The sequence below is a fragment of the Streptomyces sp. NPDC104581 genome (assembly GCF_055583685.1).
Map to the genome: position 1 here is coordinate 38240 of NZ_JBVJNN010000014.1, position 13360 is coordinate 51599.

7 protein-coding genes are annotated in these 13360 nt (G+C 71.9%); all 7 read left to right on the plus strand.

What is annotated here, in order from left to right; genetic code table 11:
• Positions 1-75: 75 nt before the first annotated feature.
• The 7 genes from ACZ61E_RS14095 (at position 76) to tmk (ending at position 13318) form a co-directional block, all read left to right on the plus strand.
• Complete coding sequence (locus ACZ61E_RS14095; protein WP_469699905.1) at positions 76-540, plus strand: ATP-binding protein; 465 nt, start codon at positions 76-78, stop codon at positions 538-540.
• A gap of 305 nt (positions 541-845) precedes the next feature.
• Positions 846-3263: a sodium-translocating pyrophosphatase gene (locus tag ACZ61E_RS14100; RefSeq protein WP_469699906.1), complete on the plus strand. Its 2418-nt coding sequence runs from the start codon at positions 846-848 to the stop codon at positions 3261-3263.
• Between the two features lie 247 nt (positions 3264-3510).
• Complete coding sequence (locus tag ACZ61E_RS14105) at positions 3511-4122, plus strand: small secreted protein (protein ID WP_469699907.1); 612 nt, start codon at positions 3511-3513, stop codon at positions 4120-4122.
• Between the two features lie 268 nt (positions 4123-4390).
• Entirely contained in the window at positions 4391-5911 is a 1521-nt protein-coding gene (locus ACZ61E_RS14110; protein WP_469699908.1) for a DUF7059 domain-containing protein, read from the plus strand.
• Positions 5912-6318: 407 nt separating this feature from the next.
• Positions 6319-6516: a hypothetical protein gene (locus ACZ61E_RS14115; protein ID WP_469699909.1), complete on the plus strand. Its 198-nt coding sequence runs from the start codon at positions 6319-6321 to the stop codon at positions 6514-6516.
• Positions 6517-6934: 418 nt separating this feature from the next.
• Positions 6935-9784, plus strand: a complete 2850-nt coding sequence (topA, locus tag ACZ61E_RS14120) for a type I DNA topoisomerase (protein ID WP_469699910.1) — start codon at positions 6935-6937, stop codon at positions 9782-9784.
• A 123-nt stretch (positions 9785-9907) separates the two neighbouring features.
• On the plus strand, positions 9908-13318 hold the full coding sequence (tmk, locus tag ACZ61E_RS14125; protein ID WP_469699911.1) for a dTMP kinase: 3411 nt from the start codon (positions 9908-9910) through the stop codon (positions 13316-13318).
• Positions 13319-13360 lie beyond the last annotated feature (42 nt).

Below are 13360 nucleotides of genomic sequence, written 5' to 3' on the forward strand. Positions count from 1 at the left end.
CGGGGAGCGCCGGGCACCGTGCCCGGGGCGCCCGCGCCCCAGTTTTCGCACGCTCGAACGTCTGAGGGGGATCGCATGGCCACCGTTGAACTCCGCTTCAGCGCCCAGCCCGAGCACGTCAGGACGGCCCGTCTGGTGGCGGCTGCCGTGGCGCGCAGGGCCGGTGTCGACGAGGCGGTGTTGGACGAGGTCAGGCTCGCCGTCGGCGAGGCGTGCAGTCGCGCGGTCGGTCTGCACCGCAGCCACGGCATCACCGCGCCCGTACGGGTCGTGCTGACGGAGGAGGAGAAGACCTTCTCCATCGAGGTCGGCGACGAGGTGCCCGCCCCGGGCACCACGGCGGCCGCCGAGAACGTGCCGGTCTCCCGCAGGTCCGTCCTCTCGGGCGATCTCTACGAGAAGGACACGGGCGACGGCGAGGACGAGATGGGTCTCGCGGTCATCAGCGGGCTCGTCGACGACGTCGAAGTGACGTCGGACGGCGTCGGCGGCGTCATCCGGATGAGCTGGCCGACCGCCTCGGCGGTCGCGCTCCCCTGAATACGCGTATGTGTACGGCCTGCGGCGTACGGTCGGCCCGTCCGGGACGGTCCGTCCCCGGTTCGGCCGGGAGAGTGTGATCCAATTTCTATGAGGCCCTGCTGAGCAGGGCCTTTTCTATTTCCCCGGGATAATGGATCACCAGTCAATGCGTTCATCCCATTACGCATTTCGGAACGCTTTTCGGGCTCCGATCATTTGCGGCTCCGCAAGTCAAGGTCCATTACACGCGGCGCACTCTGTTTTGATCAGCTTCCGCTCCCTACAATCCGTCCATCTTGAGCGCTGAGCGTCAAGGAGGACGAATGGCGGGCCACATCGATCCACAACTGTCCGAGCACCCCACTTCTCTCGCTGCCGCGATACTCACGGACGACAACAGACTGATCGTGATCATTGTCGCGGTCATCGCGCTGGCGGCGCTGATCGTCGCCCAGCGACTGGTCCGTCAGGTACTGGCGGCCGACGAGGGCACCGGCTCCATGAAGGAGATCGCGGCGGCTGTACAGGAAGGCGCGAATGCCTATCTGGCACGGCAGTTGCGCACCCTCGGTATTTTCGCTGTCGTGGTGTTCTTCCTGTTGTTGTTGCTTCCGGCCGACGGCTGGTCGGAACGAGCGGGACGTTCACTGTTCTTCCTGGTGGGTGCGCTTTTCTCGGCGGCCACCGGATACTTCGGCATGCGTCTCGCGGTACGCAGCAATGTGCGTGTCGCAGCCGCCGCGCGAGAGGCGACCCCGGCGGAGGGCGAACCGGAAAAGGATCTGACAGCCGTCGCGCACAAGGCAATGAAGATCGCTTTCCGCACCGGTGGCGTGGTCGGCATGTTCACGGTGGGCCTCGGCCTGCTGGGCGCCTCCTGCGTGGTCCTCGTCTACGCCGAGGACGCCCCCAAGGTCCTGGAGGGCTTCGGCCTCGGTGCCGCGCTGATCGCCATGTTCATGCGTGTCGGCGGCGGCATCTTCACCAAGGCCGCGGACGTCGGCGCCGACCTCGTCGGCAAGGTCGAGCAGGGCATCCCCGAGGACGACCCGCGCAACGCGGCGACCATCGCCGACAACGTGGGGGACAACGTCGGCGACTGCGCAGGCATGGCGGCCGACCTCTTCGAGTCGTACGCCGTGACACTCGTCGCCGCGCTCATCCTCGGCACGGCCGCGTTCGGCAACTTCGGGCTCGGCTTCCCGCTGATCGTCCCCGCGATCGGTGTCATCACCGCGATGATCGGCATCTTCGCCGTCGCACCGAGGGCCTCCGACCGCAGCGGGATGACCGCGATCAACCGCGGCTTCTTCATCTCCGCGGTGATCTCGCTGATCCTGGTGGCCGTGGCGGCGTACACGTACCTGCCGTCCACGTACGCGGAGTTGGACGGCGTGACCGCCGAGGAGATCACCTCGCACTCCGGTGACCCGAGGACGTTCGCGCTGGTCGCGGTAGCCATCGGTATCGTGCTCGCCGCGCTCATCCAGCAGCTCACGGGCTACTTCACCGAGACCAACCGGCGCCCGGTCCGCGACATCGGCAAATCGGCGCTCACCGGGCCCGCCACCGTCGTCCTGGCCGGTATGGCGATCGGTCTGGAGTCCGCCGTCTACACGGCGCTGCTGATCGGTCTCGGCGTCTACGGGGCGTTCCTGCTCGGCGGCACCTCGATAATGCTCGCGCTCTTCGCGGTGGCGCTGGCCGGCACCGGACTGCTCACCACCGTCGGCGTCATCGTCGCCATGGACACCTTCGGTCCCGTCTCCGACAACGCCCAGGGCATCGCCGAGATGTCCGGGGACGTCGAGGGCGCGGGCGCCCAGGTCCTCACCGACCTCGACGCCGTGGGCAACACCACGAAGGCCATCACCAAGGGCATCGCCATCGCGACCGCCGTACTGGCGGCGGCGGCACTCTTCGGCTCCTACCGGGACGCCATCGCCACGGCCGTCTCGGACGTGGGGGCGAAGGCCGGCGAGATGGGCCTGAGCCTCGACATCTCCCAGCCCAACAACCTGGTCGGGCTGATCCTCGGCGCCGCGGTCGTCTTCCTCTTCTCGGGGCTCGCGATCAACGCCGTGTCGCGGTCGGCGGGTTCGGTGGTCTACGAGGTGCGGCGGCAGTTCCGGGAGCGCCCCGGGATCATGGACTACACGGAGAAGCCCGAGTACGGACGCGTCGTCGACATCTGTACGAAGGACGCGCTGCGCGAACTGGCCACTCCGGGACTGCTCGCCGTCCTCACCCCGATCGCGGTCGGTTTCTCCCTCGGCGTCGGCGCGCTGGGCTCCTTCCTGGCCGGCGCGATCGGCACCGGCACGCTGATGGCCGTCTTCCTCGCCAACTCCGGCGGGGCGTGGGACAACGCCAAGAAGCTCGTCGAGGACGGCCACCACGGCGGCAAGGGCAGTGACGCCCACGCCGCGACCGTCATCGGCGACACCGTCGGCGACCCGTTCAAGGACACGGCCGGACCGGCGATCAACCCGCTGCTGAAGGTCATGAACCTGGTGGCGCTGCTCATCGCTCCGGCGGTGGTGCAGTTCAGCTACGGCGGCGACGCCAACCCCTGGGTGCGCGCGCTGGTGGCCGTGCTGGCGATCGCGGTGATCGTCGGCGCGGTGTACGTCTCCAAGCGGCGTTCGGTGACCGTCGACGACGGCGGCGAAGGGGGCGACGACGGAGGCGGCTCCGGCGACGGCACGACCAAGTCGCCGGATCCGGCGGTGGCTTCGTAGCCCTTCGGTAGCCGCTCGGTGGCGGAACGTGTCCGCCCCCTTGCGGTGGTACGGCAAGTGACGGGCGGGTGGCGCGTGTTGACGCGTCGCCCGCCCGTCCCGCGTACTGCGGGCGCCGCTGGAGTGAGGGTTCTCTCCCTGGGGGTAAATGGTTGCATAAACCAATAGGTCGGACAGTCGGCATGCGGTAGTCACCCACTCGGCGTGTATGTTCCGGGGCCGAGAGCCTTGGAAGGGACCCAATCCGGTGAACAAGAAGCTCGCCGCCGCACTGTCCGGCGGCTCGGTACTGCTCATGGCGCTGTCGGGGTGCAGCGACGACAGCGACAGCAAGGTGAACGACTGGGCCAAGAAGGTCTGCGACCAGGTCCAGCCGCAGCTGACGAAGATCGCGAACGCCAACACCTCGATCCAGCAGGCCACCTCGGACAGCAGCAAGCCCGCCGACGTCCAGAAGACCGACGCGGCGGCCTTCCAGTCCATCTCGGACGCCTACAAGGCGCTGGGCGCCGCGGTGCAGGGAGCGGGCGCCCCGCCCGTCGACGACGGCGAGAAGACCCAGAAGGAGGCCGTCGCCGAGCTGAACGCCACCTCCAAGGCGTACGCCGGGCTCAAGAGCGACGTGGACGACCTCGACACCAAGGACCAGGCGAAGTTCGCCGACGGCCTCAAGGGCGTCGCCGACGACCTCGACAAGCTCAGCGCGAGCGGTGACGAGGCGCTTCAGAAGCTCCAGTCCGGTGACGTGGGCGCGGCGATGGCGAAGCAGTCCGGCTGCCAGCGGCCGAAGACGTCGGCGCCCGCCGAGTCCGGATCGGGCGGCTCCGCGGCGGAGCCGTCCGCCGACGCGTCCTCCTGAGAAGGGTCCCCTGGAGCGGGCGCCCGAGGTGGGCTTCCCGGCGCGGCCCCGCCGACCCGGCGCGGCCTCCTCCTCTGCCGATTCGTCAGAAGAACGGGCCGCCGTGCACAGGTTGTCGTGCGCGGGCCCGTCGTACACGAGCCCCGTCGTGCGCCGGCCCCTCGTACGTGTCGCAGCAGCGCTCTCGGACGCGCGTCCCGCGGCCCGGCACCCCGCCCGGGGCGCCGGGCCGCGGGCGTTTGTCGGTGGCAGCCGCCACAATGGACGGGTGAGTACGACCAGCCTTCCCGCGCCCGACCACTCGCCCCGGCTCCGCGACGCACTCCTCGCCGCCGACTTCACCGTCGACGGCCTGCTGGACCTGCTCGGCGCGCCCGCCTACGCCGCGCTGGCCCGCAGCGAGACCGTGCCCGCCCTGCGGGCCACCCGCGGCGACACCCGGCTCGAAACGCTCGTCAGACTCTTCCTGCTCCAGCGGCCGGTCCCCGCCGAGCGGGCCCGTGCCGTACTCCCCCTGGAGGAGTGCCTGGCCGACGGGTGGGTCCTGGAGCACGGCCCGGAGAGTCCGGAGGGGGCGTACGTCAGCGCCGCCGTGGACGTGAGGCCGTACGGCGGCCCGGACGGAGAGGACTGGTTCATCGTCTCCGACCTCGGCTGCGCCGTCGGCGGCGCCTCCGGGGCGAGCGGCCACGGCGAGGGCGTGGTGCTGGGCGTCGGCGGGGCGTCCACGACACTCGCCGGACTCACGGTCCGTACGCCGGTCGCCAAGGCCCTCGACATCGGCACCGGATCCGGCATCCAGGCGCTGCACGCGGCGCGCCACGCCACCAGGGTCACGGCCACCGACCTCAACCCGCGCGCGCTGGAGTGCGCCCGGCTGACGCTCGCCCTGTCCGGGGAGCCGGCCGCCGACCTGCGCGAGGGGTCCCTCTTCGAGCCGGTCGACGGCGAGACGTACGACCTGATCGTGTCGAACCCGCCGTTCGTGATCTCTCCCGGCGCCCGGCTCACCTACCGCGACGGCGGCATGGGCGGCGACGACCTCTGCCGCACGCTCGTCCAGGAGACGGGCGACCGCCTCGCCGACGGGGGGTACGCGCACTTCCTCGCCAACTGGCAGCACGTGGAGGGCGAGGAGTGGCAGGACAGGCTGCGGTCCTGGGTGCCGCGCGGGTGCGACGCCTGGATCGTGCAGCGCGAGGTGCAGGACGTGACGCGGTACGCGGAGCTGTGGCTGCGCGACAGCGGCGACCACCGGACGGACCCGGAGGCGTACGCAGCGCGGTACGACGCGTGGCTGGACGAGTTCGAGGCACGGAAGACCAAGGCCGTCGGCTTCGGCTGGATCACCCTCAGGAAGTCGGGCTCCGAGCGGCCCTCGGTGCTCGTGGAGGAGTGGCCGCACCCCGTCGAGCAGCCTCTCGGCGAGACCGTACGGGCCCACTTCGAGCGCCAGGACTATCTGCGCGCGCACGACGACGCCGCCCTGCTGACCGCTCATTTCACGCTCGCCCCCGAGGTCGTCCAGGAACAGGTCGGGCTGCCCGGCGCGGAGGACCCCGAGCACGTACTGCTCCGTCAGAACCGCGGTATGCGGCGCGCGACGAAGGTGGACACGGTCGCCGCGGGCTTCGCGGGGGTCTGCGACGGCTCGCTGAGCGCCGGACGGATCCTGGACGCGATCGCCCAGCTCATGGGGGAGGACCCGGTGCTGCTGCGCGACCGGACGCCCCGCGCGATCCGGCTGCTGGTGGAGGAGGGCTTCCTCGTACCGGTCGCCGGTCCCTGACCGGCCCCGGCCCCAGCCTCCGGTCCCGGCCTCTCGGCGGCCGGTGCCCCGGGCGCCGGGCGGTCCGCGACCGGATCGCCTGACCGCGGACCGGCCGTCCTGACACTGATCACGGGACCGGTCCGCCCCTGTGTGCCCCTGGCGTATTTCGCCTCGCCCAGCCGACGGAGACCGTACGGGCGCAGCCGACGGGTGCCGGGGCGGGAGTCGGCCGGCGCACGCCGGGTGGCGCCGCCGTCTCCGCCGCCTCACAGGCCGCCCGACCGGTCTCGGCCCGCCGGCCCCGGTGGACGCCGCGCGAGTGAACCCCCCGCGCCGTTCACGCGGAATTCGCGCCAATGACGCACCGGGGTGCCAGCCTCTGCCTCCGGAGCCTCACGGCATCGGGAATCGAACGGGGTACAGGCATGGAGAGCGGGCCGGCGATCTTCGCGGGAGCGGCGTTCGCGCTGTTCGGGGCGGCACTGCTGGTGTGGACGGGAGCGCGCGTCCTGCACCGCGCCCCCGTGGTGCAGGGTGTGAGCGCCGCGACATCCGTCACGCTGGCCGCCCTGGCGGGCGTGTCGTTCCTGGCACTCGGCGTCTGGTGCTTCGGCCGGATCTGACCCCCGGTCCCTCCGGCACGGCCGGCGCCCCGCCCACCCGGCGCGCCCGACCGCTCCCACACCGCCCGGACGCGGTCCGCTCCCGCCGGGATCCCGCCCGGGGTGTGCCCCGCGCCCACCCCCGGGACCTGCGGCGAAGCCGCTCCCACGGGCCCGTGGCCGACCCCGTCCGTACGGCGCGCGGGCGCCGTCCCACGCGGCGGGCCACCGGGTCCGGGCGGCGGAAACGTCCTGACTCGGGTTACCGTTCGAGTGGCCGCTGCGGTCTTTCGCCGTTTGACACGGGGGCGGGTTGTACCGTCACACTCCGCAGCGAAGCAGCGTCATAGCGGGGCATGTCCTGCCCTGCGGTGTCGTACTGCCGTACCGCGGTAGGGCTGTACGGGCCATCGAGTGCCGACCGGAGAGAAGAGCGAAGTTGTCCCCGACCAGCGAGACCGGACGCGCCGGCCGCCGACTCGTCATCGTCGAGTCGCCTGCCAAGGCGAAGACGATCAAGGGCTATCTCGGCCCGGGATATGTCGTCGAGGCGAGCGTCGGGCACATCCGCGACCTCCCGAGCGGCGCCGCCGAGGTGCCCGAGAAGTACACCGGCGAGGTACGCCGGCTCGGTGTGGACGTCGAACACGACTTCCAGCCCATCTACGTCGTCAACGCCGACAAGAAGGCCCAGGTCAGAAAGCTCAAGGAGCTGCTGGCCGAGTCCGACGAACTCTTCCTCGCCACCGATGAGGACCGCGAGGGCGAGGCCATCGCCTGGCACCTCCAGGAGGTCCTCAGGCCCAAGGTGCCGGTGCACCGGATGGTCTTCCACGAGATCACCAAGGAAGCGATCAGGGCCGCCGTCGCCAATCCCCGCGAGCTCAACAAGCGGATGGTGGACGCGCAGGAGACCCGCCGCATCCTGGACCGGCTGTACGGCTACGAGGTCTCGCCGGTCCTCTGGAAGAAGGTCATGCGCGGCCTGTCCGCCGGCCGTGTCCAGTCCGTCGCCACCCGGCTCGTCGTCGAGCGCGAGCGCGAGCGCATCGCCTTCCGCTCCGCCGAGTACTGGGACCTGACGGGCACCTTCGGCACCGGACGCGCCGGTGACGCCTCCGACCCCTCCTCGCTCAACGCCCGGCTGTCGGCCGTCGACGGCCGCCGAATCGCCCAGGGCCGCGACTTCGGCCCCGACGGACAGCTCAAGACCGACCAGGTGCTGCATCTGGACGAGGCCGACGCGCACGCGCTGGCCGCCGCCCTCCGGGACACGTCGTTCGCCGTCCGCTCGGTCGAGTCGAAGCCCTACCGCCGCTCCCCGTACGCCCCCTTCCGTACGACGACGCTCCAGCAGGAGGCCTCGCGCAAGCTGGGCTTCGGGGCGAAGTCGACGATGCAGGTCGCGCAGAAGCTGTACGAGAACGGCTTCATCACCTACATGCGTACGGACTCCACGACGCTGTCCGCCACCGCCGTCTCGGCGGCGCGGGCGCAGGTCACCCAGCTCTACGGGGCGGGCTATCTGCCCGACAAGCCGCGTACGTACGCCGGCAAGGTCAAGAACGCGCAGGAGGCGCACGAGGCGATCCGTCCCTCGGGCGACCGCTTCCGCACGCCCGCCGAGACCGGTCTGACCGGCGACCAGTTCCGGCTCTACGAGCTGATCTGGAAGCGCACCGTTGCCTCCCAGATGAAGGACGCGGTCGGCAACAGCGTCACGGTCAAGATCGCGGGCACGTCGAGCGACGGCCGGGACGCCGAGTTCTCCGCGTCCGGCAAGACGATCACCTTCCACGGCTTCATGAAGGCTTATGTGGAAGGCGCCGACGACCCGAACGCGGAGCTCGACGACCGCGAGCGCCGGCTGCCGCAGGTCGCCGAGGGAGACGCGCTCAACGCCGAAGAGATCACCGTCGACGGCCATGCCACCAAGCCGCCGGCCCGCTACACCGAGGCGTCGCTGGTCAAGGAGCTGGAAGAGCGCGAGATCGGGCGCCCTTCGACGTACGCGTCGATCATCGGCACGATCCTCGACCGCGGCTACGTCTTCAAGAAGGGCACCGCGCTCGTCCCGTCGTTCCTCTCCTTCGCCGTGGTGAACCTGCTGGAGAAGCACTTCGGCCGGCTCGTGGACTACGACTTCACCGCGCGGATGGAGGACGACCTCGACCGCATCGCGCGGGGCGAGGCGCAGTCCGTGCCGTGGCTCAAGCGGTTCTACTTCGGCGCCGGTGACGGCCCGGAGGGCGTGACGGACGCGGCGACCGCCGCTGCCGCCGCGGGCAACGGCGACGGCGACCACCTCGGCGGGCTCAAGGAGCTCGTCACGGACCTCGGCGCCATCGACGCACGCGAGATCTCGTCCTTCCCGATCGGCGACGGCATCATGCTGCGCGTCGGCCGCTACGGCCCCTACGTCGAGCGCGGAGAGAAGGACGCGGAGGGCCACCAGCGCGCCGACGTGCCCGAGGACATGGCGCCCGACGAGCTGACCGTCCAGTACGCGGAGGAGCTGCTGGCCAAGCCCAGCGGCGACTTCGAACTCGGCGTTGACCCGCGGAGCGGGCACCAGATCGTGGCGAGGGACGGCCGTTACGGCCCGTACGTCACCGAGGTCCTGCCCGACGGCACCCCGAAGACCGGGAAGAACGCAGTCAAGCCGCGGACCGCCTCGCTGTTCAAGTCGATGTCGCTGGACACGGTGACGCTGGAGGACGCGCTGAAGCTGATGTCGCTGCCCCGCGTCGTCGGTACCGACGCCGAAGGTGTCGAGATCACCGCCCAGAACGGCCGGTACGGCCCGTATCTGAAGAAGGGCACCGACTCGCGGTCGCTGACCAGCGAGGAGCAGCTCTTCGACATCACGGTGGACGAGGCGCTGGCGATCTACGCCCAGCCCAAGCAGCGCGGCCGGGCGGCGGCGAAGCCTCCTTTGAAGGAGCTCGGGACGGACCCGGTGAGCGGCAGCCCGGTGGTCGTGAAGGACGGCCGCTTCGGCGCGTACGTCACGGACGGCGAGACGAACGCGACCCTGCGGACCGGCGACAGCGTCGAGGAGATCACGCCCGAGCGCGGCTACGAGCTGCTCGCCGAGAAGCGTGCCAAGGGGCCCGCCAAGAAGAAGACGGCGAAGAAGGCCCCGGCGAAGAAGGCCACCGCCAAGAAGGCTCCCGCGAAGAAGACGGCGGCCGCGAAGAAGACCGCGGCCAAGAAGACGACGACGGCCGCCAAGAAGACCGCCGCCAAGAAGTCGAGCGCGTCGTCGGCCACGAAGACGGACGAGTAGGACCGCCACAAGGACGCGTAGGACCAGTGGAACCGCCGCGCAGGGACTCCCCGGAGACCCGCGCGGCGGTCGTATGTTCGGGCGGGCCTCCGAGGACGTCCGGGCTCCGGATAGGCTGGGCGGATGACGCGAGCCGAGCAGCCAACGGTCGTGAGCCCCACCTCCGACTCCGACGCACTTGCCGCAGACTCACGAGAGCGTGCCGTACGAGCCTTGTTGCGCTTCCCCCCGCTTCGGCGGCTGTGGGGCGCACAGCTCGTGGGCAGCGTCGGCGATGCACTCGCCCTGCTCGTGCTTCTGCTGCTGTCGTTGCAGGCGGCGGTCGTCGAGGGCTCGTTCGGGACCGGATACCGAGGAGTGGCCTTCGCGGTCGCCGCGGTCTTCGGTGCCCGGATCCTTGCCACAGTGCTCTTCGGAGCCGTGCTCCTCGGACCGCTCTCCGCCCTCACCGCACCCGGAAGCGGGACGGGGCCGAAGAAGGCCGGGAGCACCGGGAGCACCGGCGGGCGGAGTCCGGAGCCGAAGGCGGGCGCGACGGCCGGCACCAACGCCGACGTCAAGGGCGGCCCGCTGGACCGCCGCTGGACGATGATCGGGGCCGACGGCGTACGCCTCGCGCTGCTCATCGTCGCGCCGCTGTGGCTCGACTGGACTCCCGCCAACGCACTGCCCATCCTTCTCAGTACGGTCTTCGTCGCCGGCGTCGCCGAGCGCTTCTGGACCGTCGCCAAGGAGAGCGCGGCGCCCGCGCTGCTCCCGGCCCCGCCGCCGGAAGGCGCCGCCGTACGCCCGCTGCCGGACCACCTCGACGCGCTGCGCCGCCTCTCGCTGCGCACCGGCTTCGTCGCGATCCCGCTGGCCGCCGCCGTTCTGCTGGTCGTCACGCTGATCGGCAACCTGCTGGGCACGGGCATCGAGTGGTTCTCGCTGCACCAGGCGGCCCTCGGTTCGTACGTCGCGGCCGGCCTGTTCGCCGCCTCCGTGTCGACCCTCTTCATGCTGGAGCTGCCCGGCGGCCCCACCCCGCGCCCGCGCTCGCCGCTCGAAGGACTGCGCCTGCCGAAGACCGGCACCGGCCCCGACAAGGGCCGTACGGGCGCGGTGCCGCTGCTCGTCGCCGCCTGCGCGTCCGTCGCCGCGGCCATCGCGTCCGCCGCCGCCGTCTCCGTACTGCACGCCAAGGACCTGGGCGGCGGGCCGGTCGCCTTCGCCCTGCTGGTGCTCGCCCTGACCGGCGGCACGGGAATCGGCATCCGCGGCGCCGCGAAGGTGCTGCCCGGACTGTCCCGGCGGCGCCTGCTCGCGCTGGCGATCGCCGTCACCGGTGTCGCGCTGCTGGCCATGGGCCTGGTCCCGGACACGGCGACCGTGCTGTTCGTGGCGCTCCTCGCCGGTGTGTCCGCGGGTGTCGCGGCGAACACCGGCCACGGGCTGATCGACCAGGAGACCGAGGAGTACCGGCGCGGCCGGCAGACCGACCATCTCCAGGCCGTCGTACGCGTCTTCGTGGCGCTCGGCGCCGTCGTGGCGCCCTTGCTGGCCGCCGCGATCGGACCGCACCGGCTCGCCTCCGGGGACTTCGTCTTCGCGCACGGCGGCGCGGCCTTCACACTGATGCTGGTCGGCGCGCTGCTGCTGCCGGTGGCCGCCGTCGTGCTCGCCAAGACCGACGACCGGTCGGGCGTACCGCTGCGGCGTGATCTGCGTGACGCGCTGCGCGGCGGCGCCGACCCGGTGCAGACGCAGGCGGCGAACGGTTTCTTCCTCGCCGTCGAGGGCGGCGACGGTTCCGGGAAGTCGACCCAGGTCGAGGCGCTGGCCGAGTGGATCCGCGCCAAGGGCCACGAGGTCGTCGTGACCCGCGAGCCCGGCGCGACGCCCGTGGGCAAGCGGCTCCGCTCGATCCTCCTGGACGTGTCGAGCGCCGGTCTGTCCAACCGCGCGGAGGCGCTGCTGTACGCCGCCGACCGCGCGGAGCACGTCGACACGGTCGTACGCCCCGCCCTGGAGCGCGGCGCGATCGTCATCTCGGACCGCTACATCGACTCCTCCGTTGCCTACCAGGGCGCCGGGCGTGATCTGGCGCCGACCGAGATCGCCCGTATCTCGCGCTGGGCCACGGACGGTCTCGTACCGCACCTGACGGTGCTGCTCGACGTCTCGCCCGAGGTGGCGCGCGAGCGCTTCACGGAGGCGCCCGACCGGCTGGAGTCCGAGCCCGTCGAGTTCCACCAGCGGGTGCGCGACGGCTTCCTCACGCTCGCCGCCTCCGACCCGGGCCGCTACCTGGTCGTGGACGCGGCACAGGAGGCCGAGTCCGTCACCACCGTCGTACGGCACCGGCTCGACCAGATGCTGCCGCTGTCCGCCGCCGAGGTGAAGGCGCAGGAGGAGGCGCGGAAGGCCGCGATCGAGGAGGCGCGGCGCCGGGCCGAGGAAGAGGCGGCGCGGAAGGCCGAGGAGGAGCGCCAGGAGCGCGAGCGGCAGGCGCAGCTCGCCAAGCTCCGGGCCGAGGAGGAGGAGCGCAAGCGCCGCGAGCTGGAGGAGGCGCGGCAGCGCGAGGCCGACCGGCAGGCGATGGAGGCGCGGGAGCGGGCCGAGGAGGCGCGCAGGCTCGCCGAGGAGGAGCGCGTACGGCGCGAGGCCGAGGACGCCGCGCGGCGCGCGGAGCAGGAGCGGCTGCGGCGGCTCGCCGAGGAGCAGAGCCGGCTCAGGACCGAGGCGGAGGAGCGGCGGCGCGAGAAGCAGCGCCGGGCCGAGGAGTCCCTGCTGCGTGCCGAGGAGGCGCGGCGGCTGACGGAGGCCGCCGAGGAGGCCGCGAAGGCCGAACGTGCCGAGTCGGACAGTGAGTTGACCGTTCCGACGCCGGTCGTGCAGCCGCCGACGGGTGGCGCGGGTACCGCGGGCGGGAAGCGGGTGGTCGCCCCGGACGACGCGACGCAGGAGGTGCCGGCGCCGAAGGGCGGCGAACCGGGCGGCACGGACAACGACGAGACGCGGGTGATCCCGAAGGTTCCGGACCCGGCGGACGGGGCGGGAACGCCGGAGTCCGGTTCGGGGCCCGGTTCGGGTTCAAGGTCCGGGTCCGGTCCGGGTGCCGCGTCGGGGACTGGTGGTGGGTCGGGTCCGGGTGGCGCGTCGGACCGAGCGGTCGATGAGACGGCCGTACTGCCTCCGGTGCGCGACATGCCCGACGTACGCGAGGGCTCGGGGGCGCGGCCCGGCGACCGGGCGGCGGACGAGACCGCCGTACTGCCGCCCGTACGGGACGCGGACCCGGCCGACCGGGTGCCGCCCGGCTACTTCCGGGAGGGCGAGCGGGGAACGGCGCCCGCACCGGCCACGTCGTCGGGGGACGACCGGACGCGCGAGATGCCGCAGATCGACCCGGAGCGGCCGGCCCGGCGGCGTTCCGACTGGGCGGAGGAGACTCCGCTGGACGACCTGCCGACGCTGGCGGACGAACTGCTCGGCCCGCACGACGACGAGGACGACAACGGCGGGGCGCGCGGCGGTCGGGGGCACGGTCGCTGAGAGGGTCCGGCCCCGGCTGACGGCCGGGGCCGGAATGTCGGC

Coding starts and splice junctions, on each gene's coding strand:
- ACZ61E_RS14095 (WP_469699905.1), top strand. CDS start 76: ATGGCCACCGTTGAACTCCGCTTCAGCGCCCAGCCCGAGCACGTCAGG.
- ACZ61E_RS14100 (WP_469699906.1), top strand. CDS start 846: ATGGCGGGCCACATCGATCCACAACTGTCCGAGCACCCCACTTCTCTC.
- ACZ61E_RS14115 (WP_469699909.1), top strand. CDS start 6,319: ATGGAGAGCGGGCCGGCGATCTTCGCGGGAGCGGCGTTCGCGCTGTTC.
- tmk (WP_469699911.1), top strand. CDS start 9,908: ATGACGCGAGCCGAGCAGCCAACGGTCGTGAGCCCCACCTCCGACTCC.